The 24,397-nt window shown below is 69.4% G+C and carries 23 protein-coding genes, 1 tRNA gene, 1 pseudogene and 1 riboswitch; of the genes and pseudogenes, 8 read left to right on the top strand and 17 right to left on the bottom strand.

Going from position 1 to position 24,397, the window contains the following annotated elements; all coding sequences use genetic code 11:
• Positions 1-19: 19 nt before the first annotated feature.
• The 13 genes from GCN81_RS20840 to GCN81_RS20780 all read right to left on the bottom strand — a co-directional run bounded on the left by GCN81_RS20840 (position 20) and on the right by GCN81_RS20780 (position 14,700).
• A complete protein-coding gene (locus tag GCN81_RS20840; RefSeq protein ID WP_156726122.1) occupies positions 20-670 on the bottom strand; it encodes an arsenate reductase/protein-tyrosine-phosphatase family protein in 651 nt (216 codons plus the stop codon).
• Positions 667-1,314 (bottom strand): L-threonylcarbamoyladenylate synthase, encoded by a 648-nt coding sequence (locus tag GCN81_RS20835; protein ID WP_156726121.1) that lies wholly within the window; start codon positions 1,312-1,314, stop codon positions 667-669. Before GCN81_RS20835 ends, GCN81_RS20840 begins: the two co-directional genes overlap by 4 nt.
• A gap of 116 nt (positions 1,315-1,430) precedes the next feature.
• The gene (gene prmC, locus GCN81_RS20830; protein ID WP_156726120.1) at positions 1,431-2,276 is read right to left on the bottom strand and encodes a peptide chain release factor N(5)-glutamine methyltransferase; all 846 of its coding nucleotides are present in this window, start codon (positions 2,274-2,276) and stop codon (positions 1,431-1,433) included.
• Between the two features lie 83 nt (positions 2,277-2,359).
• Complete coding sequence (prfA, locus tag GCN81_RS20825) at positions 2,360-3,439, bottom strand: peptide chain release factor 1 (RefSeq protein WP_156726119.1); 1,080 nt, start codon at positions 3,437-3,439, stop codon at positions 2,360-2,362.
• Positions 3,440-3,545: 106 nt separating this feature from the next.
• Positions 3,546-3,764: a 50S ribosomal protein L31 gene (rpmE, locus tag GCN81_RS20820; RefSeq protein WP_156726118.1), complete on the bottom strand. Its 219-nt coding sequence runs from the start codon at positions 3,762-3,764 to the stop codon at positions 3,546-3,548.
• A gap of 192 nt (positions 3,765-3,956) precedes the next feature.
• Positions 3,957-5,072: an LCP family protein gene (locus tag GCN81_RS20815; RefSeq protein WP_156726117.1), complete on the bottom strand. Its 1,116-nt coding sequence runs from the start codon at positions 5,070-5,072 to the stop codon at positions 3,957-3,959.
• Between the two features lie 200 nt (positions 5,073-5,272).
• Positions 5,273-7,405: a transcription termination factor Rho gene (rho, locus tag GCN81_RS20810; protein ID WP_156726116.1), complete on the bottom strand. Its 2,133-nt coding sequence runs from the start codon at positions 7,403-7,405 to the stop codon at positions 5,273-5,275.
• 386 nt (positions 7,406-7,791) lie between these two features.
• Positions 7,792-8,709, bottom strand: coding sequence for a homoserine kinase (gene thrB, locus GCN81_RS20805; RefSeq protein WP_156726115.1), 918 nt, complete (start codon positions 8,707-8,709; stop codon positions 7,792-7,794).
• A gap of 302 nt (positions 8,710-9,011) precedes the next feature.
• Positions 9,012-10,091 carry a threonine synthase gene (thrC, locus tag GCN81_RS20800; protein WP_156726114.1) on the bottom strand — a complete coding sequence of 360 codons (1,080 nt, stop codon included), beginning with the start codon at positions 10,089-10,091 and terminating at the stop codon, positions 9,012-9,014.
• Between the two features lie 12 nt (positions 10,092-10,103).
• Positions 10,104-11,402 carry a homoserine dehydrogenase gene (locus GCN81_RS20795; RefSeq protein WP_156726308.1) on the bottom strand — a complete coding sequence of 433 codons (1,299 nt, stop codon included), beginning with the start codon at positions 11,400-11,402 and terminating at the stop codon, positions 10,104-10,106.
• 120 nt (positions 11,403-11,522) lie between these two features.
• The gene (lysA, locus tag GCN81_RS20790; protein ID WP_156726113.1) at positions 11,523-12,914 is read right to left on the bottom strand and encodes a diaminopimelate decarboxylase; all 1,392 of its coding nucleotides are present in this window, start codon (positions 12,912-12,914) and stop codon (positions 11,523-11,525) included.
• 16 nt (positions 12,915-12,930) lie between these two features.
• Positions 12,931-13,980, bottom strand: coding sequence for an ArgS-related anticodon-binding protein NrtL (nrtL, locus tag GCN81_RS20785; RefSeq protein WP_156726112.1), 1,050 nt, complete (start codon positions 13,978-13,980; stop codon positions 12,931-12,933).
• A gap of 168 nt (positions 13,981-14,148) precedes the next feature.
• Positions 14,149-14,700, bottom strand: a complete 552-nt coding sequence (locus GCN81_RS20780) for a response regulator (protein WP_156726111.1) — start codon at positions 14,698-14,700, stop codon at positions 14,149-14,151.
• 166 nt (positions 14,701-14,866) lie between these two features.
• On the opposite strand from GCN81_RS20780, the gene GCN81_RS20775 reads away from it, so the two are divergent.
• A tRNA-Arg gene (locus GCN81_RS20775) sits at positions 14,867-14,938 on the top strand.
• 350 nt (positions 14,939-15,288) lie between these two features.
• Here GCN81_RS20775 and GCN81_RS20770 read toward each other — a convergent pair.
• The 3 genes from GCN81_RS20770 to GCN81_RS20760 all read right to left on the bottom strand — a co-directional run bounded on the left by GCN81_RS20770 (position 15,289) and on the right by GCN81_RS20760 (position 17,809).
• Entirely contained in the window at positions 15,289-16,017 is a 729-nt protein-coding gene (locus tag GCN81_RS20770) for a hypothetical protein (RefSeq protein WP_156726110.1), read from the bottom strand.
• A 207-nt stretch (positions 16,018-16,224) separates the two neighbouring features.
• Positions 16,225-16,542, bottom strand: a complete 318-nt coding sequence (locus GCN81_RS20765) for a hypothetical protein (RefSeq protein WP_156726109.1) — start codon at positions 16,540-16,542, stop codon at positions 16,225-16,227.
• Positions 16,543-16,579: 37 nt separating this feature from the next.
• Positions 16,580-17,809, bottom strand: a complete 1,230-nt coding sequence (locus GCN81_RS20760) for a tyrosine-type recombinase/integrase (protein ID WP_231626867.1) — start codon at positions 17,807-17,809, stop codon at positions 16,580-16,582.
• A gap of 316 nt (positions 17,810-18,125) precedes the next feature.
• Between GCN81_RS20760 and GCN81_RS20755 the strand changes: the two genes are divergently transcribed.
• From GCN81_RS20755 to GCN81_RS20745, 3 genes are all read left to right on the top strand, one after another.
• On the top strand, positions 18,126-18,389 hold the full coding sequence (locus tag GCN81_RS20755) for a CopG family transcriptional regulator (RefSeq protein ID WP_156726107.1): 264 nt from the start codon (positions 18,126-18,128) through the stop codon (positions 18,387-18,389).
• A complete protein-coding gene (locus GCN81_RS20750) occupies positions 18,386-18,799 on the top strand; it encodes a DNA-binding protein (RefSeq protein ID WP_156726106.1) in 414 nt (137 codons plus the stop codon). Before GCN81_RS20755 ends, GCN81_RS20750 begins: the two co-directional genes overlap by 4 nt.
• Positions 18,800-19,151: 352 nt before the next feature.
• A complete protein-coding gene (locus GCN81_RS20745; RefSeq protein WP_156726105.1) occupies positions 19,152-19,958 on the top strand; it encodes a hypothetical protein in 807 nt (268 codons plus the stop codon).
• 36 nt (positions 19,959-19,994) lie between these two features.
• Here GCN81_RS20745 and GCN81_RS32515 read toward each other — a convergent pair whose 3' ends face one another.
• Positions 19,995-20,132, bottom strand: coding sequence for a hypothetical protein (locus GCN81_RS32515; RefSeq protein WP_231626866.1), 138 nt, complete (start codon positions 20,130-20,132; stop codon positions 19,995-19,997).
• A 534-nt stretch (positions 20,133-20,666) separates the two neighbouring features.
• Between GCN81_RS32515 and GCN81_RS20735 the strand changes: the two are divergent.
• The 4 genes and pseudogenes from GCN81_RS20735 to GCN81_RS20720 all read left to right on the top strand — a co-directional run.
• Positions 20,667-20,915 (top strand): annotated as a pseudogene (locus GCN81_RS20735) (transposase); the annotation flags it as partial.
• A gap of 224 nt (positions 20,916-21,139) precedes the next feature.
• A riboswitch (cobalamin riboswitch) is annotated at positions 21,140-21,348 on the top strand.
• Positions 21,349-21,391: 43 nt separating this feature from the next.
• Positions 21,392-22,429 carry an ABC transporter substrate-binding protein gene (locus GCN81_RS20730; RefSeq protein ID WP_156726104.1) on the top strand — a complete coding sequence of 346 codons (1,038 nt, stop codon included), beginning with the start codon at positions 21,392-21,394 and terminating at the stop codon, positions 22,427-22,429.
• A complete protein-coding gene (locus GCN81_RS20725) occupies positions 22,426-23,490 on the top strand; it encodes a FecCD family ABC transporter permease (RefSeq protein ID WP_156726103.1) in 1,065 nt (354 codons plus the stop codon). Before GCN81_RS20730 ends, GCN81_RS20725 begins: the two co-directional genes overlap by 4 nt.
• Complete coding sequence (locus tag GCN81_RS20720) at positions 23,487-24,365, top strand: ABC transporter ATP-binding protein (RefSeq protein WP_407697998.1); 879 nt, start codon at positions 23,487-23,489, stop codon at positions 24,363-24,365. The genes GCN81_RS20725 and GCN81_RS20720 overlap by 4 nt, the downstream gene beginning before the upstream one ends.
• Positions 24,366-24,397 lie beyond the last annotated feature (32 nt).

Genomic DNA, 24,397 nt, shown 5'->3' with positions numbered 1-24,397 from the left:
CGACAGCCGGGGGCCAGCCCTACGCGCGCGCCGGAAGCCCCGTCAGGGCTGTGACGACCGGGTCGAGGGCCACGTTGATCTCGTCGCCGATGGAGCGGAAGAACGGGAGCGGTGCCCCGTACGGGTCGTAGACCTCGTCCGCGTCCGCTGTGGGCGCCAGGAGCCAGCCGCGCAGGGCCGCCGCGGCCCGTACCAGGGCGCGGGCCCGGTCGACCACGCTGTCATCGAGTGGATCCGGCAGCGTGGCCGGGTCTATGGCCCGTACGAGGCGGGTGAACTCCTTCAGGGTGAAGGTGCGCAGTCCGGCCGAGTGGCCCATGGAGATGACCTGGGCGCGGTGGTCCCGGGTCGCGGTGAGGACCAGGTCGGCGCGGATGACGTGCTCGTCCAGGAGTTCCCGCCCCATGAAGCCGGAGGAGTCCGCGCCGAAGTCGGCGAGCACCGCCGCCGCGTTGGTCTCCATGGGCGCGCCCTCGTGCCCCCAGGTGCCCGCGCTCTCCACGAGCAGGCCGCCGGTACGAGGGTCGCCGAGGCGGTGGGCCAGGGCATGGCGGTGCAGCCGCTCGGTGATCGGCGAGCGGCAGACGTTGCCGGTGCTGACGTGGAGGATGCGGAAGTGGTCCGTGAGTCCGGGAAAGCCCGCTATGCCACGCCCCTCGGGGGCCGTCAACTGGCCACCTCGAGGTCGGGTACGACCTTGCGGAGCTCCTCCGCATCCAGCGCTCCCTCGCGCAGCAGCAGGGGGGTCTTCCCGGTGACGTCCACGATCGAGGAGGGGACGATGCCGGGGGTGGGTCCAGCGTCCAGGTATACGGAGATGGAGTCGCCGAGCATCTCCTGCGCGGCGTCGCAGTCCTCGGGGGCCGGGTGCCCGCTGAGGTTCGCCGACGAGACGGCCATCGGGCCGACCTCGGTGAGCAGTTCGATGGCGACCGGGTGCAGCGGCATCCGGACCGCGACCGTGCCGTGGGTGTCCCCCAGGTCCCACTGCAGGGACGGCTGGTGCCGGGCGACCAGGGTCAGCGCGCCGGGCCAGAAAGCGTCCACCAGCTCCCAGGCCTGCTCGGAGAAGTCGGTGACCAGGCCGTGCAGGGTGTTCGGGGAGCCGATCAGGACGGGCGTGGGCATGCCACGGCCCCGGCCCTTGGCGAGCAGCAGGTCGTTGACGGCCTCGGGGCTGAAGGCGTCGGCCCCGACGCCGTACAGGGTGTCCGTGGGCAGCACGACCAGCTCGCCTCGGCGGACGGCGGACGCGGCCTCGCGCAGACCAGTCGCGCGGTCGGTCGCGTCGTTCGTGTCGTATCGCCGTGCCATCTAGCGTGCCTCCTCGTACGCGTGCATGGTCCTGGTGTTCCCGCTGTTGCTGCTGTTGCTGGTGCTTCTGCTGTTTCTGGTGCTTCTCGTCGTCGCGGTCGCGGTCGCGCTCCGCATCACGGCATCGCCTTGCGGGCGGTCGCGAAGCGCGGCCGGTTGTTCAGGTCAGGGTGGTCCGCGGCGTCCGCCCAGCCCCGCTGCTCGGTGAAGACCCACGGCACCTGGCCGCCCTGGGTGTCGGCGTGCTCGACGACGACCACGCCGCCGGGGCGCAGCAGCCGGTGGGCGGTGCGCTCGATGCCGCGGATCAGGTCAAGTCCGTCCTCGCCGGAGAACAACGCGAGCTCGGGGTCGTAGTCACGGGCCTCCGGAGCGACATACTCCCACTCGGTGAGCGGAATGTACGGCGGGTTCGAGACGACCAGGTCGACCTGGCCGTTCAGCTCGGGCAGCGCGGTCAGCGCGTCTCCCTGGCTGAGCGCGACGCGGGTCCCCTCGACGTTCTTCCGCGTCCAGACCAGGGCCTCTTCGGACAGCTCCACGGCGTGCACCCGCGAGCGCGGCACCTCCTGGGCCATGGCCAGCGCGATCGCGCCCGAGCCCGTGCACAGGTCGACGATGAGCGGCTCGACCACGTCCATCGCGCGGACGGCGTCTATGGCCCAGCCGACGACGGACTCGGTCTCCGGGCGCGGGGTGAAGACGCCGGGCCCGACCTGGAGCTCCAGATAGCGGAAGAAGGCGCGTCCGGTGATGTGCTGGAGCGGCTCGCGGGCCTCGCGGCGGGCGATGGTTTCCCAGTAGCGCGCGTCGAAGTCCGCGTCCTTGACGCTGTGCAGCTCGCCACGCTTGACGTCGTGCACGAAGGCGGCGAGTTCCTCCGCGTCGTGACGCGGCGACGGCACACCGGCGTCGGCCAGCCGCTGGGTGGCCTGGGCCACCTCGGCGAGCAGAAGGTTCACGCGCCTACCCTTCCCAGCTTGCTTACTGGCTGCTTGATCACTGGGCTGCTTGATTACGGGACTGCGATTGCTGGACTGCTTGATTACTGGGCCGCGGCGAGCTTCGCCGCGGAGTCCGCGTCGACACAGGACTGAATCACCGCGTCCAGCTCCCCGTCGAGCACCTGGTCCAAGTTGTACGCCTTAAAGCCGACCCGGTGGTCCGAGATGCGGTTTTCCGGGAAGTTGTACGTACGGATCTTCTCGGAGCGGTCAACCGTGCGGACCTGGCTGCGACGGACGTCCGAGGCCTCCTTCTCGGCCTCTTCCTGCGCCGCGGCGAGCAGCCTGGAGCGCAGGATGCGCATGGCCTGCTCCTTGTTCTGGAGCTGGCTCTTCTCGTTCTGACAGGAGGCGACGACGCCGGTCGGCAGGTGCGTGATGCGCACCGCCGAGTCGGTGGTGTTGACGGACTGACCGCCGGGGCCGGAGGAGCGGTAGACGTCGATACGGAGATCGTTCGCGTGGATCTCGACGTCCACGTCCTCGGCCTCGGGGGTGACCAGCACCCCGGCCGCCGAGGTGTGGATGCGGCCCTGGGACTCGGTGGACGGCACCCGCTGGACGCGGTGTACCCCGCCCTCGTACTTCAGTCGCGCCCACACGCCGTGGCCTGGCTCGGTGGCACCCTGGCCGCCCTTGGTCTTCACGGCGACCTGAACGTCCTTGTAGCCGCCCAGCTCGGACTCGGTGGAGTCGATGATCTCGGTCTTCCAACCGACGCGCTCCGCGTACCGCAGATACATCCGCAGCAGGTCACCGGCGAACAGCGCCGACTCGTCGCCGCCCGCGCCCGCCTTGATCTCCAGCAGTACGTCCTTGTCGTCGCTGGGGTCGCGCGGGACGAGGAGCAGCCGCAGCTTCTCGGTGAGCTCCTCGCGCTGGCGCTCCAGGACCTTGACCTCGGCGGCGAACTCCGGGTCGTCGGCGGCCAGTTCCCGGGCCGTCTCGATGTCGTCGCCGGTCTGCTTCCAGGAGGTGTACGTCGCGACGATCGGCGTCAGCTCGGCGTAGCGCTTGTTGAGCCTGCGCGCGTTCGCCTGGTCAGCGTGGACCGAAGGGTCGGCGAGCTGCTTCTCAAGGTCGACGTGCTCGCCGACCAGTTCCTCGACCGCCTCGAACATCTCCGGACTCCTGGATCTTCGTACGACATATGGGCTGGACCGACCAAAAAACGCCGGTCCTGGTCCCCCCTGGGCGGGAGCGACCGAGGACCGGCGCAGTGGCTCGCTACTTGGTGCCGGCAGCCTTGCCGAAGCGGGCCTCGAAGCGGGCCACACGGCCACCGGTGTCGAGGATCTTCTGCTTGCCCGTGTAGAACGGGTGGCACTCGGAGCAGACCTCGGCACGGACGGTGCCGGAACCGATGGTGCTACGGGTGGTGAACGACGCGCCGCAGGTGCAGCTGACCTGGGTCTCGACGTACTCGGGGTGGATGTCGCGCTTCAAGGTGTCTCCTAGTTTCGGGAGGGCACCGGGTCGCACGAGCGGGATGCTCGTCCGTGAACCGGGGCCGACGTACCAGTCTGCCAGGACCGGCCGTATCTCCCAAAACCGAGGGGGGTCCTGATCTATTCCGGACCTGGTCCGCACACGATCCGCACACGCTCCGTGCCCGCGCCGGGGCCGTACGAGAGGGGATCAGTCGTCCTTCACGACCGAGCCCGCCTCACCCTTGTCGCCCGCCGAGTCCTTGGTCGCCTCGGCCGGGATCGGCCGGTCCGCCAACAGGGCGTCCCACACCAGCTGGGTCTCCTTCGGCAGCGGCACCACACGGTTCCGGTCGATGACGTCGTAGGCCACGGGGAGGGTGACCATGTTCATGTTCTTCGAGTCGATGCCCTTGAGGCCGAGCGCGAAGCTGGCCAGGTCCTTGGCCTTCTTCAGCTCCGAGTCGGTGGTGAGGGAGCTGGTCGCGGTCTCCGCGAGGTCGAAGAGCTTCTTCGGGTTGGTGAGGATGCCGATCTCGTTGACCTGCGTGATCAGCGCCTTGATGAAGGCCTGCTGGAGCTGTATGCGCCCCAGGTCGCCGCCGTCGCCGACGGCGTGCCGGGTGCGTACGAGACCGAGGGCCTGCTCGCCGTTGAGCTGGTGGGTACCGGCCTGGAGGTCGAGGTGGCTGTCCTCGTCCTTGATCGCCTTCTCGGTGGTGACCTCCACGCCGCCGAGTTCGTCGATCAGGTTCTTGAAGCCGGAGAAGTCGACCTCGAGGTAGTGGTCCATGCGGATGCCGGACATCTTCTCGACGGTCTTCACGGCGCAGGCGGGGCCGCCCACCGAGTACGACTCGTTGAACATCCTGCGCTCGCCGCCGGGGTCCGTTCCGCCGTCCTCGGTCGGGCACTCGGGTCTGGTCACCAGCGTGTCCCTGGGGATGGACACGACGCTGGCCTTCTTACGGCCCTGGTAGACGTGCACGATCATCGCGGTGTCCGCGCGGGCGCCCTCGTCACCGCCGCCGTACTCGCCGTTGGCACCGGCCCGGGAGTCGGAGCCGAGTACGAGGATGTCCATCGAGCCGTTGTCGACGTTCTCGGGGCGGTCGTCGCCGAGCGCTCCGTTGATGTCGACGCTCTTCAGGTTGCCGTCGAGCCGGAAGTAGACGTAGCCCAGTCCGGTGCCGCCGAGCACCACCACGGCCGCTGTGGTCCAGCCCGCGACGGTGAGTGCCGTCTTGCGCCCATTGCGCGGCTTGCGGCGGCGGCCGCCGCGTCGCCGCCCGGATATGTCGCCCGAGGGCCCGCTCTGCTCGCCCATGTACTCCTCAGTCCTCGTCGTCGGCGGTACGGGTACCCCCAGCTCAGTACTCAGTCGTCGTCTGTCAGACGTTCAATCCACAAAAAGGGTTGCACGGGACATTAGGAGCCTGTCTAAGAGTTCTCTGAGAAGGCATGCCAAAGGGCCGCCCCCGTCACCGAAGTGACGGGGGCGGCCCCAGGTGGTGCGCTGTCGCGAGGTCAGTCGTTGCCGTTGCCCGGCGACGGGGTGTTCGTCGCGATCTGCATCAGGAACTCGGCGTTCGACTTGGTCTGCTTCATCTTGTCCAGCAGCAGCTCGATCGCCTGCTGCGAGTCGAGCGCGTGCAGCACCCGGCGCAGCTTCCAGACGATCTTGAGCTCGTCGCTGTTGAGGAGGATCTCCTCCTTGCGGGTGCCGGACGGGTCGACGTCGACCGCCGGGAAGATCCGCTTGTCGGCGAGCTTCCGGTCCAGCTTGAGCTCCATGTTGCCGGTGCCCTTGAACTCCTCGAAGATCACCTCGTCCATGCGCGAGCCAGTGTCGACCAGCGCGGTGGCCAGGATGGTCAGCGAGCCGCCGTCCTCGATGTTGCGCGCGGCACCGAAGAAGCGCTTCGGCGGGTAGAGCGCGGTCGAGTCGACACCACCGGACAGGATGCGTCCGGAGGCGGGGGCCGCGAGGTTGTACGCACGGCCCAGGCGGGTGATCGAGTCCAGCAGGACGACCACGTCGTGACCCAGCTCGACGAGGCGCTTGGCACGCTCGATGGCCAGTTCTGCGACGGTGGTGTGGTCCTCGGCGGGGCGGTCGAAGGTCGAGGAGATGACCTCGCCCTTCACCGACCGCTGCATGTCGGTGACTTCCTCGGGACGCTCGTCCACGAGGACGACCATGAGGTGGCACTCGGGGTTGTTGTGGGTGATCGCGTTGGCGACCGCCTGCATGATCATGGTCTTACCGGTCTTCGGCGGGGCCACGATCAGGCCTCGCTGACCCTTACCGATCGGCGACACAAGGTCGATGATGCGGGTGGTCAGCACGCCCGGGTCGGTCTCCAGGCGGAGCCGGTCCTGCGGGTAGAGGGGGGTCAGCTTCTGGAACTCCGGCCGCCCGCGACCGGATTCGGCCGCCATGCCGTTCGCGGAGTCCAGGCGCACCAGCGCGTTGAACTTCTCGCGGCGCTCGCCGTCCTTGGGCTGGCGCACGGCGCCGGTGACGTGGTCGCCCTTGCGCAGGCCGTTCTTACGGACCTGGGCGAGCGAGACGTACACGTCGTTCGGGCCCGGGAGGTAGCCGGAGGTACGGATGAACGCGTAGTTGTCGAGGATGTCCAGGATGCCCGCGACGGGGATCAGGACGTCGTCCTCGGAGACCTGCGGCTCGTTGCCGAAGTCCTCGCGGCCACGGCGGCCACGACGGTCGCGGTAGCGGCCGCGGCGGCCACGGCGGCCACCCTCGTCGTCAAAGCCGCCGTCGTCCTCGGGGCCGCGCTGGCCGCCCTGGCGCTGCTGTCGGCCCTGGCCGCCGCCCTGCTGGTCGTCGCCCTTGCCGCGGCGGTCGCCACGGTCACCGCGGTCACCACGGTCGCGGTCGCCGCGGTCACCACGCTCGCCGCGGTCACGGCCACGGTCACGGCGGTTGCCGCGGTCACGGCCACGGCCCTCGGCGCCGCCCTCCTGGGCGGAGCCGCCCGCGGCGGACTCGGCCTTGGTCTCGGGCTGGGCCTCGGTCTTGGTATCGGCCTTCGCCTCGGTCACCGTGTCAACGGCGGCCTCGGCCTTGGCGGCGGGGCTGGAGACATCGGCGGTGGCCCGGCGCCGACGGCGCTCGGTGACCGGGGCGTCGTCACTCGCGGGCTGGCCGGGAATCTCGATCTGCTGCTGGGACACGGCCTGTTGGGCCTTGTCCTGCTGGCTCTTCTGGGCCTTGTCAGGCTTGTCCGCCTTGTCGGCGGCCTTCGCGCCCTTGGCGTCCTTGTCGGTCTTGTCGGCCTTCGGCGCGGTCTCGGCGTCACCCGTACGGGACTTGGACGTCGCGCGGCGCTTGGGCTTGGTCTCGGCGGCAGCGGAGTCATCCGCGGGCGCGGCGCTCTTGGCCGGAGCCGCGCCGCCGCCCGCCTGGGCCTCCTTGATGACCTCGATCAGCTGGCTCTTGCGCATCCGCGCGGTGCCCCTGATCCCGAGGCCGGACGCGACCTGCTGCAGCTCTGCCAGCACCATGCCCTCAAGGCCGGTACCGCGGCGCCGCCGCGTGCTACCGGAGGCCCCGGCAGGCGCTGCGGAGGCGTCCGTGGCGGGCGCGGCAGCGGTCTCGTCGACACGTGCGCCCATCAGATCGGTGGTGTCGCTCACGAAGGGTCCTTCCCTGGAGCGGACGTCGGCCTGTCTGGCTCGGCGACCGGTTGTGCTGTCCGACGGGGTCCTGAGTGTGTAGGGACCTGGCCGGGGCGGTGGTCCGCCAAAACGGCGGAAGAGGTCATGTGATGACGACGAGTCCGAAGCAGTGCCACCGGTTGTGCTGTGTCACTCGGCTCGGTCACGCCGGTTCCGGAGCGTGCTCGGCACTGCTCAACGCGCGGCATCAAGCAGTTTGGGAGGCTCCCGGAAGAAGGTCTGTCCCCAATTCTTTACCTGGCGGGGACACGAAGCACCACGCCATGCAGCTGTCGGGTGCAGACTTGAGGTTAACACTACCGGACCCAATAAATATTCCCCCTCTCTTCGCCGCCATGCGGCTTTCACTGCGCAAGCGGCAGCACACTCGCTCCCGCGAGATCGAGGGCGAGGCGGTTGGCCGCCCACCCCGGACCCGCGAGTCGCGCGACCTTGTCGGCCGCACTGTCCTCGGTCAGCGCGAGCACCGTGGGGCCCGCGCCGGAGATGACCGCGGGGATGCCGTCCCCGCGCAACCGCTCCACCAGGGCGACGCTCTCCGGCATGGCGGGGGCGCGGTACTCCTGGTGCAGACGGTCCTCGGTGGCGGGCAGCAGCAGCTCGGGGCGCCTGGTCAGGGCCTCTACGAGCAGGGCCGCCCGGCCCGCGTTGGCCGCGGCGTCCACATGGGGGACGCTCCGTGGCAGCAGTCCGCGGGCAGTCTCGGTAAGCACCGGCTTACTGGGCACGAAAACCACCGGAACGATGGAATCGGCGGGCTCCATCCTGATCGCCCGCCCCGCTCCCCCGTCCATCCAGGAGAGCGTGAAGCCGCCGAGCAGGCACGCGGCGACGTTGTCCGGGTGCCCCTCGATCTCGGTGCCGAGCTCCAGCAGCGCGGCGTCGTCCAGCTTGGCGTCGCCGCCTATGGTCACCGCGCGGGCGGCCATGATTCCGGCCGAGATGGCGGCCGACGACGAGCCGAGGCCGCGGCCGTGCGGGATGCGGTTGGCGCAGACGACCTCCAGGCCGCGTGGCTGCCCGCCGAGCAGGTCGAACGCGGTGCGCAGGGATCGTACGAGCAGATGGCTCTCGTCGCGCGGGAGGGTTTCGGAGCCCTCGCCCGCGATGTCGACGTGCAGCCCGGAGTCGGCCACCCGGACGACGACGTCGTCATACAGACCCAGCGACAGGCCGAGGGCGTCGAAGCCCGGGCCGAGATTGGCGCTGGTGGCGGGGACGCGCACCCTGACGGCGGCGGCGCGGAAAGCTGGACCGGCCATCGCTCGATGACTCTCCTTGTTGAGCTGCGGGTTTTCGAATTTGTCGCGAGAGGCAGAAACACCCGAAGGCCGCCGCGACGGCCGCTACCGACGGCACCGCTGGCATATGCGGCGGGGCGGGTTTCAGTACAGCCTATCGAAGGAAGGTTCTGCGGCGACATAGGGCGCACAGGAGGCGCACGATGCGTGTCGTAAGCCCCCCATGCCCCCACTGCCCCGGGGTGGGTGGTTTTGGAGGGAAACCGATCGCTGACCGATCGCTCGATTTCCGCCACGCCTCCCTGCGTTACGTCATGACCACCCTACGCGAGACCGAGGCGCTCCGCAGCGGCGGCCGCGTCGACGGGAACCGTGACCGGCTGCGGGGCTCCGGCGACCGCCCAGTCCGGGTCCTTGAGGCCGTTGCCGGTCACCGTGCAGACGATGCGCTGGCCCTTGTCGACCTTGCCCTCTTCGGTCGCCTTGAGCAGACCCGCGACGGACGCGGCCGACGCGGGCTCCACGAAGACACCCTCGCGGGAGGCCAACAGCTTGTAGGCACGCAGGATCTGACGGTCCGTCACCTCATCGATGAGGCCGCCCGACTCGTCCCGCGCGGCCTCGGCGAAGGCCCAGGAGGCCGGGTTGCCGATCCGGATCGCGGTGGCGATCGTGGACGGGTCCTTGACGACCTCGCCGCGCACGATGGGGGCGGAACCAGAGGCCTGGAAGCCCCACATACGGGGGGTGTGCGTGGCCATGTCGTCCGCCGCGTACTCCTGGTACCCCTTCCAGTACGCCGTGATGTTGCCGGCGTTACCGACGGGCAGTACGTGAAGGTCCGGGGCGTCGCCGAGCGCGTCCACGATCTCGAACGCGGCGGTCTTCTGGCCTTCGATACGTACCGGGTTGACCGAATTGACCAGTGCCACCGGGTAGTTCTCGGACAAGTTTCGCGCCAAAACCAGGCAGTCGTCGAAGTTGCCGTCGACCTGGAGGATCTTCGCGCCGTGCACCAGGGCCTGGCCCAGCTTGCCCATCGCGATCTTGCCGGTGGGCACCAGTACGGCGCTGACCATCCCGGCCTTGCCGCCGTAAGCAGCGGCAGACGCCGAGGTGTTGCCGGTGGAGGCGCAGATGACCGCCTGCGCGCCCTCCTCCTTGGCCTTGGAGATGGCCATGGTCATGCCGCGGTCCTTGAAGGACCCGGTGGGGTTCGCGCCCTCGACCTTGAGGTGCACCTCGCAGCCGGTGAGCTCGGACAGCACCTCAGCGTGGACGAGCGGAGTGCCGCCCTCGCCGAGCGTGACCACGGGCGTCTTCTCGCTCACGGGCAGACGGTCGCGGTACTCCTCGATGATCCCGCGCCACTGGTGGGCGCCGGTTCGGGTAACGGGCGACATGGCCATCGTTCCTTACTCTCCTTCAACACGCATGATGCTGGCGACACCACGCACGGTGTCGAGCTTGCGCAACGCCTCGACGGTCCCGTCCAGGGAGGCGTCGGACGCGCGATGGGTGACGACGACCAGTGACGCTTCGCCGGCCTCGCCCAGTCGGCCCTGCTGGCGCACCGTGTCGATCGATACGCCATGCTCGGCGAAGACCGTCGCGACCTGGGCGAGTACACCCGGCTTGTCGGCCACGTCGAGGCTGATGTGGTACCGCGTGACGACCTCGCCCATCGGGCTCACCGGCAGGCGGGTGTACGCGGACTCGCCGGGCCCGGTGGCCCCCGCGAGCTTGTTGCGGCAGACGGCGACCAGGTCGCCCAGTACCGCGGACGCGGTGGGCGCGCCGCCCGCGCCGGGACCGTAGAACATCAGCTGCCCGGCGGCCTCCGACTCCACGAACACCGCGTTGTACGCCTCGCGCACGGAGGCCAGCGGGTGGCTGAGCGGGATCATCGCCGGGTGGACGCGGGCGGTGACCGATCCGCCGTCGGCCGCGCGCTCGCAGATGGCGAGCAGCTTGATGGTGCAGCCCATCGCGCGGGCGGAGGCGAAGTCGGCGGCGGTGACCTCGCTCATCCCCTCGCGGTACACGTCATCGAGACGTACGCGCGTGTGGAAGCCGATTCCGGCGAGGATCGCGGCCTTGGCGGCGGCGTCGAAGCCCTCGACGTCGGCGGTCGGGTCCGCCTCCGCGTAGCCGAGCGCGGTGGCCTCGTCGAGGGCCTCCTGGTACCCGGCGCCGGTGGAGTCCATCTTGTCGAGGATGAAGTTGGTGGTGCCGTTGACGATGCCGAGGATGCGGTTGACCTTGTCGCCCGCGAGGGACTCGCGCAGCGGCCTGATCAGCGGGATCGCCCCGGCGACCGCGGCCTCGTAGTAGAGGTCGCGGTCGTGCTCCTCGGCGACGGCGTGCAGGGCGGCGCCGTCCTGGGCGAGCAGCGCCTTGTTGGCCGAGACGACCGACGCGCCGTGCTCGAAGGCGGTGGTGAGGAGCGTACGAGCGGGCTCGATGCCACCGATGACCTCGACGATCACATCGATGTCGCCCCGTTTGACCAGCGCGGTCGCGTCGGTCGTGATCAGCTCGGGGTCGATGCCCTCACGCACCCGGTCGGGGCGGCGGACCGCCACGCCCGCCAGCTCCACCGGGGCGCCGATCCTGGCCGCCAGGTCGTCGGCGTGCGTCGTCATGATGCGCGCCACCTCTGAGCCGACTACCCCACAGCCCAGCAGCGCCACCTTCAGCGGACGCGTACGCATCATCCGACCTCACTTCTCGCACTTCAATGGTTGAACCAGTCTCACCCACCGGAACGGACTTTCTATCCACAGTCCGGATCCTGAGATGTCTATTTCATCACCCGACATCATCACCCGACATCACCCGACGTCGAGGCGAAGGAGATCCTCCTCCGTCTCACGCCGGACCACCACCCGCGCCTGACCGTCCTTGACCGCGACGACGGGCGGACGGAGTGCGTGGTTGTAGTTGCTGGCCATAGAGCGGCAGTACGCACCGGTGGCGGGGACGGCGAGCAGGTCGCCCGGCGCCAGGTCCGCGGGCAGGAAGGCGTCCTTGACCACGATGTCACCACTCTCGCAGTGCTTGCCGACCACCCGGGCCAGCATCGGCTCGGCGTCGGAGCGGCGGGAGACCAGGGCGACGCTGTACTCGGCGTCGTACAGCGCGGTGCGGATATTGTCCGACATGCCGCCGTCGACCGAGACGTACGTACGCAGCCCCGGGAGCGGCTTGACCGTCCCCACCTCGTACAGCGTGAAGGCGGTCGGCCCGACGATCGCGCGGCCCGGCTCGACCGAGATTCGCGGGGTGGCCAGCCGTGCGGCCTCACACTCACGGGTGACGATCTCGCCGAGTGCCTTCGCGATCTCGTGCGGCTCGCGGGGGTCGTCATCCGAGGTGTACGCGATGCCGAGGCCGCCGCCGAGGTCGATCTCGGGCAGCTCGACGCCGTGCTCGTCCCGGATCTCGGCGAGCAGCCGCACGACGCGACGCGCGGAGACCTCGAAGCCCGCCATGTCGAAGATCTGCGAGCCGATGTGGCTGTGGATGCCGATGAGTTCCAGGCTGTCGAGCTGGAGTGCGCGGCGTACGGCCTCGGCGGCCTGGCCGCCGGCGAGACCGATGCCGAACTTCTGGTCTTCGTGGGCGGTGGCGATGAACTCGTGAGTGTGCGCCTCGACGCCGACGGTGACGCGGATCTGCACCCGCTGCCGCTTGCCGAGCCGCTGCGCGGTGTGCGCGACGCGGGCGATCTCCTGGAACGAGTCGAGCACGATCCGCCCGACCCCGGCCTCGATGGCCCTCTCGATCTCCGCCAGGCTCTTGTTGTTGCCGTGGTACGCGATGCGCTCGGCGGGCATTCCGGCGCTGAGGGCGACGGTCAGCTCCGTGGCGGAGCACACGTCGAGATTGAGCCCCTCTTCGTCCAGCCACCTGACGACGGCGCGCGAGAGGAACGCCTTACCGGCGTAGAACACGTCCGCGTCGGAGCCGAAGGCGTCCCGCCAGGCCTTGCACCGGGAACGGAAGTCGTCCTCGTCGAGGAAGTAGGCGGGGGTACCGAACTCCTCGGCGAGCTGGGTCACTTCCCTGCCGCCGACGGTGACGACACCCTCGGGATTACGGCTGACGGTGTGCGCCCAGACCTTCTCGTCCAGGGCGTTCAGGTCGGCGGGCGGTGCGTGGTAGTGCCCCTCGGGCAGGACGTCGGCGTGGCGGGGCCCGGCGGGGTGGGCGGAACGGCTCATGACGGTGTCGTCTCTCTCACAGGAATTCGGGTGCGCTGATGCCGAGCAGGGACAGGCCGCCTGCGAGCACCGTCCCGGCGGCTTCGGCGAGCGCGAGCCGGGCGCGGTGGGCGGCCGAGGGTTTCTCGTCGCCGAGCGGGAGGACGGTGTGCTGGTAGGCGAGTACGGCGTCGGCGAGGGGGACCAGCTGGCGGGCGAGCCGGTCGGGGGCGCGGTGGTGGGCGGCGGCTTCGAGTGCGGCGGGGTACGCGGAGAGGGCTTCGAGGAGCGCGACGGACTCGGCGTCGGTGTCCGTGGTGACAGTGTCCGTACCCGTATCCGTACCCGTATCCGTATCCGGCCCGAACCCAAGATCAGCGGCATGACGCACCAGAGCACACGTACGGGAGTACGCGTACCGCACGTGGAACAACGGATTGCTCTCGTCCTGCACCAGCAGCCCGGGCCCGAACTCGGGACGCTCCCGCACATCACACGTGAGCAGCGCCCAGACGACGGCATCCGCCCCGAACTGCCGCAGCACATCACTCGCGCCACTCGGCAGGGGCCTCACCGGCAGCACCTCCGCCCCGTCCAGCACGTCGGTGCCGTCCAGCGCCACTCCCGCCCGCGCGCCCTGCGTACGCAGAAGCCGCACGACCGCCTGAGTCACCACCTGGGCCCGCAGCTCGTCGGCGGCCCGGAACGTCACGGTCCGCCCGGCCATCGCGTCCCCGTACCCGTACCGCCCGCGCTGCGCGCAGACCGTACGCACCAGCTCCTCGCGCCCACCACCGGCCAGCGTGAAGTTCAGGAACCCCGGCCCGGTGATCTCCACCCGCTCGATGACCCGCTCAATGCCAGGCACCGCGGCGATCCGGCCACGCAGCAGGTCCGCGACCTCACGGGGCGGCCGTCCCGCCGGACCCGCGAGCCGTAGGGCGATGTTCGTGGCGTAGTCGCCGGTCCCACCGGGGCGCGGGCGCTCGACCACGACCCGTGCGGGCACGGCCACACGCAGTTCACCCTCGTCGACAGCGCGGCGCACGGCGCGCAGCACGGTACGGGAGAGATCGGCGGGGGTCACGGGATAAGCGTATGGGAGGAGGGGGGTGGGAAGGCGAACCCATTAGCCCGACTTCCCGCAATGCGGACACCTCGAGCCGGGCCCCAGCCTCACCGCGCCCACCAGCACCCCACCACCAGCACGGCGCGGGCCCCGCATCACCAGCACGGCGCGGGCCCCGCCCCACCCTCAGCGCCGCGCGGGCCCGGCCCCGCGCTCGCACCCCTGATCCGCCCGCCCCGGGGCCAGCCCAGCGGACTCGGCCGCCCCGGCCCCCTGGCCTGTATGCCCCGTATTCCGCGGATCCCCCGGACGGCGCCCCTGATCGACCAACTTCCGTATGGTCCGCACCAGTTCACCCGGCTCGAAGGGCTTGGTCAGGAACGCGTCCACGCCCACCTCCAAGCCGCTCTCCACCTCGTACTGGGTGCAGGCACTCACGATCACGATCGGCAGATCCCGCGTCCGGGGGTCCGCCCGCAGCCGCGCGGCGGTCCGCAGCCCGTCAAGGCGGGGCATCACCACATCGAGGGTCACGGCGTCAGGCCGCACCTGATGGACGGCGTCCAGGCACTCGGCACCATCGGCCGCGGTCACGACCTCGAAGCCCTCCAGCTCGAGGTTGACCCTGATCAGCTGCCGGATGACCTTGTTGTCGTCCACAACAAGCACGCGGCCGGACGCCCCTGGCACAACTCGAGCGTAGGTCCGCGCCCGCCACCGCGTCCGGCTTTTCCCCACTTCCACCCCTGCGGGCACCCCGCGCCCGCAACGCCCCGACTGACCTGCGCCCCACCCCTGATACCCCCGAGACGCAGGCGACGGACGTGACGCCAAATACCCGTACCGGGGCACCCCGGTTGAGCTGGTAGTGTTCTACCCGTCGCCGCTCACGAGCGCCCGACACGCCCCCGTAGCTCAGGGGATAGAGCAACGGCCTCCGGAGCCGTGTGCGCAGGTTCGAATCCTGCCGGGGGCACTCCGGAAACAAGCTCTGGCCTGCGAAAATGCAGGTCAGGGCTTTATTTGTGCATGCCAAAACAGCAACGGTCATTTGGGCCGTATGCAAGTGACTGCCATCAGCCTGCTGACCAGGCAGTTCGCAGCCTCAGCCCCGAGAGGCCACGGCTTCCCCCGTCCCGCGTACAGAGCATCAGACCATGTATGGGACATACGCGGGATGAAACGCCGCGTCGGCCCCGCCCGAACCCTTGATCGCCGGGCTTACACCTCGCTGGCCTGCTGCTTTCCTGACGAGTCGATCAAGCAATGCAACGGAGGCGGGACCGTGTGCTTTTCGCGAGCGGCCCAACTGCCGACCGGTTAGCGTCAGCCGGGCGGAACAGCCTCAGGGCCCATGTCGCACTCGTCCCACGCCGCCAAAAGCGTAGACGCCGGCGAGGCCCAGTCCTCCGTGCCTTCGAGCAAGTTGACGGCCGTCATTGAGCCCCCTGCCGCGAGGAGTTCAGCGCCGATGCCCTGGGGAACCCACAGGGCGGCCGTCCCCCGGCCCCACTCCACCGCGACCACCGCCAACTCCCACAACCTCAGCGGCTCATGTACGTCCCCGGCGTACGTCGACCGGGCCCGCGTTGGTATCCGCACCCCGATCAGACACCACGGCTGTCCGGCTGACTGCTCGGCCCAGTCCGAGGTCAGGCGCTCCAGCGACTCCTCGGCCTCCTCCCGCCCCTTTCGGCGGCGCCCCAGAGCTGTGTCCAGTTCCTGGAGGGCTGCGAGCGCCGCATCGGCGAGCGGCTTGGCGTCCCATCGGGCACGCGCACACCAAGCCCGCCAGATCTTCCGCAGTACCTCGGACGCCTCGCGGTCGAAGATCCCAAAGGCGATGTCGGCCGTCAGTGCGGGTAGGGGCAAATGGGCGACCGCCGATCCCTCAACGAGTGCCCGGGGCACGTAGAGCCCTGCTAGCCGACGCCGCTGGCGCTCGGCGCGCTCCTCATATGCCGTGATCCTGGTCTGGGCCCAGGTACGCAGCCAGAGGAACTGAACCAGGCCCTCATTGGCTGTGATCAGCAGATCCTGTGTGTCCCGCCACATGGCCAGCAGATCGTCCCGACACGCCCTGGCCCGCGTGTGGCGGTCCCACGCGACCGTGTCGTCCTCGTCCTGTGCTCGCCCCGCGACAGCAGGCGCGCCGCCTCCGCGACGTCGGCCTCGCCCGGGAGGCCGTCCTCCGGCTCCGTTTCGTCGGACCGTAGGCGCGCCAGGGCGTCGAGAGTGTCGAGGAAAACCGGCCAGCGGCCGTCAGTGGGCAGCGTCCAGCGGCAGCTCCAGTTCGTGCAGAGCCGTGCCAGCGTTGAGGGGGAAGTCGACTCTACGCACCACAGATGCCTTGCGCAGCTGGGGGCAGTCTTCGACGGCATGGAGGAGCCCCGTGTCAGAAGCCGCGGTGTAGCCGGGCAACGCCGTGCCCTCGAAAGGGCCCTGCGGTGTACCCGCATCGATACAGCGCCCCAGCACAACAGACAGCTTTCCGGTGTCTGACGCAGGCATGGCACCGACAGTAATCGACGGCACTGTGCCGCAGGGGCGCGCGACCTCGATCATGCTGTGGGCCGCCACGGGGGGCCTCCTCCCTCCGAATCAGGGCCCGCGAGAGCTACTCGTATTCGTGCAGGAGCCGGTCGATGCGCTGGTTGGCGATCTCCTGTCGCCCGTACAGGCATATCGCATAGCGGGTCATGAGGACCTCGACGCTGTTTCCGGCGCGTTCGGCGACCTCGGTGGGGTCCACGCCGGCGTTGAGCCAGGTAGATAGGGCCGAGTGGCGCAGGTCGTAGGGGCGGGCCGCGAGCGGCGAGCGCGCCAGGTCGGGCGGGAGGGCGAGCTGGCGGGCCTCGTGCCAGGCATGGTCGTAGGTACTGGAGCCGACGATGCCGCCGCGCTCGTTGAAGAAGAGCCGCCCGTCGTCCGCGGTGCCGAAGGTGTCGATGCTCTGGCGCCAGATGGACACCAGCTCGGGTGAGAGCGGCACGGGCCGGGTGTCATCGACCGGGCGGCACTTCAGACCGCGCTCGTCGTGAGTTTCGCCGGTATCGGTCCACCGCGTGCCTGTTTGCGGCAGGGTGCGGTGCAGAGTCACCTCACCCCAGCCCTCGGCGGGCAGGGCGCAGTCCGCCAGGTTCACCGCGACGGCTTCGGCGGGACGCAGTCCGGCGTAGTACATCCCGGCGAACAGGCCAACCAGCCGCCGCCCGCGCGCCCGGTGATAGCTACCGACGTAGGAGACCGCACGCAGCAGGTCGCGGGCCTGGGCCGGGTTGGCGACCACCCGAGGGTCGACCTGGTCGACGGGCTTGGCCACGGTCCACCTGATCGGAGCAAGGGGGTCAGCGGAGAGCTGGTGCTGCTCGATGGCGTAACGCACCGCGTTGACCAGAACCTTGTGCTTACGCCGTTGAGTCTCGGCCGCGGCAACCAGCCCGTCCCGCCTGAGCCGCAGGGCGCCCAGTACGGACCGCATGACGGCCGGATCCAGCAGATCGGCGAGCGGACGCGAGGCTCCCGCCACCCAACGCAGGGCCAGCCGGACATCGGCCGGTGTACGGCGCGGCTCCGGGCACGGGACAACGAACGCCCAGCCCCGCAACGCACGCTGCAGTACTTCATCACTCGGACGGCCGCGTAGGTCCCGAAGCATCGCCTGAGTGATCGCGTACAGCGACTCGTTGGTGTCGTCCCGGGTCTTCGCCGCGATCAACGGCCAGCGCATCTCCACATACTCGACGGCGAAGGCGTACCAGCTGATCCCGACCGTGCGTCCCCCGAGGCGCGCTACGGCTACCTGCCGTGAGGGCCGACACGTCGGCGCCGCCTCGCTGAACGGCACGCAGTAGCGCGGTGCCGAATTCGTCGGCCACCGCCGCGATATCCGCCGCACAGCTCTGGTGTCGGCTGACCACACCCCTTCCACCACTTCTACTCCTGAGGACGCCATGTGCCTGAGATACAGATCTCCTCATCACGTCCACCGCCTCTCTGACCAGGTGAACACCCCAGGGCGCGGCTTCAAAGCCCTGCCTCTACAAACGCCACGGCAGCGTCGCCGCACATCTCAAGCGCGGCTAAACCTCACATCAAAGCGTGCAACGCGGCGAACTCCGCCGACCCCACCTGACGGGAGGATGAGAGGTAGCATGAGTAGCATGAGTGAGCCCACCGGCAAGTACTCGATCACCATGCCACGCGACATCGCTGAAGCCGCCCGGACCCGCAGCGGCCCCTCCGGACTGTCCGCCTACGTCGCCGCCGCCGTCGCCCGCCAGATCGAACGCGACAACCTCAACGAACTCATCCAGGTCGCAGAAGCCGAACACGGCCCCATCACCGACGACGAGATCCAGGCACTGCGCGACCAGCTCACCCAGGCCCGGCAGGACCAGGCCCACGGCGGGGCGGACGCCGCGTGACCCGTTCCCCCGCCCGCCCCGGCGGCACCCTCGTCCTGGACAGCGAAGGACTGGCCAAGGCCGTCCTTCGCGACCGCACGGTCACCGGCTGGCTCGCCCTGGCCCGCGCCGACGACATGCGCGTCACCACCTCCGCAGCCACCCTCGTGGAAGTGGTCCACCCAAGGATCAACCGCCCGGCCCTGGAATGGACCTTGTCCCGCCTCGTCGTCGAACCAGTCACCGAACCGATCGCCCGCCACGCCGCCGCGCTCCTCGCCGACGCCGCCCTGCACGGCCACAAGTACGCTATCGACGCCATACTCAGCGCCACCGCCCTCGCCGCCCCTGGGCCCGCCACGATCCTGTCCTCCGACCCCGAGGACCTCGCCACCCTGTGCGGCACGCGCGTCACGGTCATCAAGATCTGAGCTCGGCGCGCCGTGGCACCACAGGGCTCCCTCGTGGAGGCGATGGCGGGGTCCGCATCGGCACGATGCTCCGGTTCAAGGACCTCGAATACCAGCGCCTGATGATCGTCGGCCTACCTGACCTGGTCTGGCACCACCCCCGCTCTACGCGCAAGTGAGACACCAGCCACCTGTCGCCACATTCGCGGCCCTCGTACGGGGAGAGCCGTGTGCGCAGGTTCGAGTCCTGCCGGGGGCACTCCGCCTCAACCAGCGCGATGGTGCGGGCCGTCAACTGCCACCAGGCACGAGCGTGTGACCCTGCGCAGGAAAACCGCGTGTCTCATGGCTGGGCCCGTGATACTTCAGGCCCATGACATCAGCATCGCTCGAAGATCGCGTGAGGAAGTGGCTGTCGGACCAGGGCTATCCGCTGGAGATGCGCGTAGCGCGCATCACCGGAGCAACGGGTGCCGGCTGGGATCACGGCCGCGTTTACCTGGATCCAGTAACCGGCAAGACACGCGAGATCGATCTCATGGGGTACTTCGATCGAGCAACGTGGTCCGACCCACCGTTCTCCGTGCACGTCATCTTCGAGTGTAAGCACACTCGCGACAAACCCTGGATCCTGTTCTGCACTGACCGTCCTGGCATACGCCCGCGTGGGTTCGTTCGATCGGTTCCCGCGACCACTCACGCCAAAGGCGCCATCACCGCGACGCTAAAGGAAGCCCACCGTACCGAGGATGACTCTCCCATCACCTCCATGGACATGTTCCGTCCACCCGGAGGGCTCATCGGATTCAACCTCGCTCGCGCGCATACAGATAATCAGGACACAGCTTTCCATGCCATGCGTGGAGTCTCAGGCGCAGCAGAAGCAACAGCACAGGATATCGGTAAATATGGCCACGCCGTCCTGTACCTACCGGTGATCGTAATCGATTCTCCTTTGATGCAATGCTTCCTGCCCGACGGGCACGACGATGTAGAACTGACAGAGACCGGAAGAGGAGTGCTCCTCTACCCGACAGGCCCGGGGTCCCGGACCCTCATTCATGTCGTGACTGTCGAGGCACTGCCGGAATTTCTGGGACGCGTAGCATCAGAGAGCGAAAATCTCCGCTCTCTCGTGGCCCCGCACCTTCGACCACCAGGAGGCTCCTCCGGCCGCTAGAACGAGAGGAGCCTTCAACATCACTCATTCTTCAAGTCAGTCGAGTCCCTTTTCGATCTTCTGATTCATCGCCGCTTCCTGGCCGTAGATGCACCCCTCGTAAACGCGGTGGATCACCTCGGGCGAGTTACCCACCTGGCGGGCGACCTCGGCCACCGGCACGGGCACGGGCACGGGCACGCCAGCGTTCAGCCATGTCGTGATGCATGTATGCCGCAGGTCGTACGGCCGCCCTCGAGGATGGACGCCTGAAGATCCGGCGGGAACGCGTACTCCCAAGCGTCCCGCCACACTCGCCAACAGGTACTGCTACCTACGAGACCGCCCCCGCTCGTTCGTGAACCTTGCCGGGAGAAGCAATCAGCCTTCCTGAGCCCCACAGCCTCACTCGGGCGGAGACCCGCGAAGTACATGACCGCGTAGAAACCCACCAGGCGCCGCCCCTGTTTGCGGTCCCACGTCCCAACTTACGAGACCGAGGCGAGGAGTTGAGCAACCTGCGTCCTGTCATGGGCGCCGGCGCATGCGGCGGCACGCTCCGGCGTCCACAGCCCGTAGACCATGAGGTACCGCACGTGCGCGATCTCTCCGGCCGCACACTCTGAGACGTAGTGCCACGCCGGGGTGTTGGACTTAGACGACATCTCATTTGGTCAACTCGGTAGGCTGTCGGCTGTGGTGAGGATCGTTGAGCGGCTGGTGCCGGACGACCGTGAAGTGCTGGCTGCCATCGTGTTCGTGGCGACGTCCGGCTGCACCTGGCAGCAGTTGCCTGCCGCATCGTTCGGGCCGACGGGCGCGACGGCTCATCGCCGCTTCACCGAGTGGACGACGGCCACGGTGTGAGCCAAGCTCCACCGCCCGGTCGTCGACGAACTCGGCTCCTGTGGCGAGTTGGACTGGTCTCGGTGCGCGATCGACTCGGTGAACATGCGGGCCTTGAACGTAGCCCTGACCCGGGCCACCAAGCGGCTTTGCACCATCGCCGTCCAGCCCGCCTGACGGCTCGGCGCCCGCGTCACCGCCGCGGGCGCACCCGGCATCACGCGGCCTGGTCCAAGTCGACGACGTTCAGATCCCCTTCACGCGGCAGGGTGAAGGCGACGTCATCGGGAGGCACAACGTTCGCAGCGAGGGGATGTGCGGTGGAGTCGGACCCTTCGGCATGTTAGGTAAGGCTATGGTAACTTCCGGACGCCAGTCGGACCTGTGAGCGCGGCTGTACGCGTGCACGGGTCAGGGAATCCGGTGAGAGTCCGGAACTGACGCGCAGCGGTGAGGGTGACGGGCGGGGCGACAGCCACTGGAGGACGGCCACGGCCGGGTTCCGGGAAGGTGTCCCGCCGGGGTGATCCCGAGTCCGAAGACCTGCTGGCAACCGACCGTCCGAATCGGGCCCCGCGCATGGGCCCCGACGCCAAGGAAGCCGCACCGTGCACCTGCCACGTTCCGTCCGCTGTTCCGTCCTGCTCCTCTCCGGAGCGTTGTTGCTGTCCGCCTGTGGTGGTTCGGGTTCGTCGGGCGACGGGGCCGGGGAGTCCGCTGGCGCCCAGGCTGTCACGCTCGACAACTGCGGGAAGAAGATGACGGTCAAGGCTCCGCCGAAGCGGGCCGTTTCCCTGAACCAGGGCACCACCGAGATCCTGCTCTCCCTCGGCCTGGCCGACCGCATCGTGGGCACCGCCACCTGGACCGACCCGGTCCTCAAGGGACTGGAGAAGGCCAACGCGAAGGTGCCGCGGCTCGCCGACAACGCACCCTCGTTCGAGAAGGTACTCGACACCGAACCGGACTTCGTCGCCGCCTCGTTCACCTCCACCCTGAGCAAGGGAGGAGTGGCCTCCCGGGAGGAGTTCGCGAAGCTGGGCGTGCCGACCTACCTCTCCCCCGCCGACTGCGAAGGCACCAAGGACAAGGGCGCCAGCGACGGGATCCGCACCGAGCCGCTGGCCATGGACGCCGTCTACCGGGAGGTCGGGGAGCTGAGCCGGATCTTCGGGGTCGAGGAGCGCGGGAAGAAGCTGGTCACCGAGCTCAAGGACCGGGTCGCGAAGGCCACGTCCGGGATCGACGCCAAGGACGCCACCGTCCTGTACTGGTTCGCCAACCAGGAGTCGCCGTACATGGCGGGCTGCTGCGGCGCCCCCGGCATCATCACCAACGCCCTCGGAGCCAAGAACGTCTTCGACGACACCACGCAGGAGTGGCCGCAGATCAACTGGGAGACCGTCGCCGACCGCAACCCCGGCGTACTGGTCATCGGTGACCTCGTCCGCAAGAAGCAGACCGCCGAGACCGCCGCGAAGAAGATCGCGTTCCTGGAGTCCAACCCGGCCACCAAGAACATGGACGCGGTGAAGAAGAAGCGGTACGTGCTGCTCAGCGGGCAGGCCATGAACCCGACGATCCGCACGGTCGAGGGCGTGGAGAAGGTGGCCGCGGCGCTGCGCGAGTACGGGCTCGACGGATGACGACCGCCCTGCGGTCGCCCGGAGCACGCTGGCTGCGGGCGGCCTCCGGCGCGCTGCGCGAAGTGGCCGGTCTGGGCGTCGGACTGGCGGTGCTCGCCGCGTCCGTCGCCGTGGCCATCACCATCGGCCCCGCGGACATCGGGGTCGGGGACGTCTGGTCCGTGGTCGCCTCCCACCTGGGCTGGGGTACGACGGAGCTGACCCCCATCCGGGACGGCATCGTCTGGAACCTGCGGCTGCCGCGCACCCTGCTCGCCGCGGTGTGCGGTGCCGGGCTCGCCGTGTGCGGGGCGGTGATGCAGTCGCTGCTGCGCAACCCGCTCGCCGACCCCTTCGTCCTGGGCGTCTCCTCGGGTGCGTCGACCGGCGCCGTCGTCGTGGTCGTGCTCGGCGCGGGCGGCAGCGTGCTGTCCCTGTCGGGGGGCGCGTTCATGGGCGCGCTCGTCTCGTTCGCGCTGGTGCTGCTGCTCAGCCACATCCTCGGCGGGACGACGGACCGGGTGGTGCTGGCGGGAGTGGCCGCGATGCAGCTGTTCTCCGCGCTGACGTCGTTCGTGGTGATGACGGCGGCCGACGCGGAGACCACCCGGGGCGTGCTGTTCTGGCTGCTCGGGTCGCTGAGCGGCGCCGGCTGGACCGACGTATGGCTCTGTCTGGCCGTCCTGGTGCTCGCCCTGGTCGTGTGCCTCGGCCACGCGCGCACCCTGGACGCCTTCGCCTTCGGCCAGGACGCGGCGGCCACCCTCGGGGTGGCGGTCGCCGGGACCCGGCTCGTTCTGCTGTGCGTGACCGCGCTGCTGACCGCCGCGCTGGTCAGCGCGGCGGGCGCGATCGGCTTCGTCGGCCTGGTGCTGCCGCACGCCGCCCGCGCCCTCGTCGGCCCGGGGCACAGCAGGCTGCTGCCGGTCACCGCCATCGCCGGGGCGGTGTTCCTGGTGTGGGCCGACACCCTGGCCCGTACCGTCCTCGACCCCCAGGAGGTGCCGGTGGGCGTGGTGACCTCGCTCGTCGGCGTCCCGGCGTTCGTCCTGATCCTGTACCGCACGAGGAGGATGCGATGACGACCGGCGATGCCATGACGACTGGCGATGCGATGACGACCGGCACCGAGCGGCTGGGGTGCGACGCCCGGCCGCCGCACCCCAGGCAGCTGCCTACCCTCGCCGCCGACCGCGTGAGCCGTGCCATCGACGGGCGGCTGATCCTCGACGGCGTCAGCCTCACCCCGCGCCCCGGCTCCGTGACCGGGCTGCTCGGCCCCAACGGCTCCGGCAAGTCGACGCTGCTGCGGCTGCTGTCCGGTGTGCTCGCCCCCGTATCCGGTGTCGTCACGCTCGACGGACGCCCCCTGCCCGAGTGGGGGCGGCGTGCCGTCGCCCGGCGCGTGGCCGTCGTCGAGCAACACGCCGACACCCTCGTCGAGCTGACCGTCCTCGAGGTCGTCCGCCTCGGCCGCATCCCGTACCGCCGCGCCTGGACACCCGCGGCCGAGGCGGACGATAGGGCCGTACGCACCGCCCTGGAGCACACCGGGCTCACCGACCGCGCCGACCAGCCCTGGCACACGCTCTCCGGCGGCGAGCGCCAGCGCGTCCAGATCGCCCGCGCCCTCGCCCAGGAACCCCGCGAGCTGCTGCTGGACGAACCGACCAACCATCTCGACATCCAGCACCAGCTCGACCTGCTGAACCTGGTCACCGAACTGCCCGTCACCAGCATCATCGCCCTGCACGACCTGAACCTGGCGGCCATGCACTGCGACCAGGTCGTCGTACTCCGGAAGGGCCGGGTGGTGACCGCCGGCACCCCGGCCGCCACCCTGACCGAGTCCCTGATAGCCGACGTCTACGGCGTACGCGCCACGGTCACCCGCCCCGGTCCTGACGACCGGCCGCACATTCGCTTCCTGGGGACCGTCGCCGGGGCCCGACCGTAGCCGAATTCGCCCCAGTCGCCGCGGTGATGAGG

It is taken from the genome of Streptomyces apocyni (genome assembly GCF_009739465.1).
Lineage (GTDB): Bacteria > Actinomycetota > Actinomycetes > Streptomycetales > Streptomycetaceae > Streptomyces > Streptomyces apocyni.
This window is presented reverse-complemented; position numbering and strand designations above follow the sequence as displayed.

Bases quoted from the DNA above. Each gene is read 5' to 3' on its own strand.
- GCN81_RS20835 (WP_156726121.1), bottom strand. From the start codon at position 1,314: ATGGCACGGCGATACGACACGAACGACGCGACCGACCGCGCGACTGGT.
- prfA (WP_156726119.1), bottom strand. From the start codon at position 3,439: ATGTTCGAGGCGGTCGAGGAACTGGTCGGCGAGCACGTCGACCTTGAG.
- GCN81_RS20815 (WP_156726117.1), bottom strand. From the start codon at position 5,072: ATGGGCGAGCAGAGCGGGCCCTCGGGCGACATATCCGGGCGGCGACGC.
- thrB (WP_156726115.1), bottom strand. From the start codon at position 8,709: ATGGCCGGTCCAGCTTTCCGCGCCGCCGCCGTCAGGGTGCGCGTCCCC.
- thrC (WP_156726114.1), bottom strand. From the start codon at position 10,091: ATGTCGCCCGTTACCCGAACCGGCGCCCACCAGTGGCGCGGGATCATC.
- GCN81_RS20795 (WP_156726308.1), bottom strand. From the start codon at position 11,402: ATGCGTACGCGTCCGCTGAAGGTGGCGCTGCTGGGCTGTGGGGTAGTC.
- lysA (WP_156726113.1), bottom strand. From the start codon at position 12,914: ATGAGCCGTTCCGCCCACCCCGCCGGGCCCCGCCACGCCGACGTCCTG.
- GCN81_RS20770 (WP_156726110.1), bottom strand. From the start codon at position 16,017: ATGTGGCGGGACACACAGGATCTGCTGATCACAGCCAATGAGGGCCTG.
- GCN81_RS20755 (WP_156726107.1), top strand. From the start codon at position 18,126: ATGAGTGAGCCCACCGGCAAGTACTCGATCACCATGCCACGCGACATC.
- GCN81_RS20745 (WP_156726105.1), top strand. From the start codon at position 19,152: ATGACATCAGCATCGCTCGAAGATCGCGTGAGGAAGTGGCTGTCGGAC.
- GCN81_RS20725 (WP_156726103.1), top strand. From the start codon at position 22,426: ATGACGACCGCCCTGCGGTCGCCCGGAGCACGCTGGCTGCGGGCGGCC.
- GCN81_RS20720 (WP_407697998.1), top strand. From the start codon at position 23,487: ATGACGACCGGCGATGCCATGACGACTGGCGATGCGATGACGACCGGC.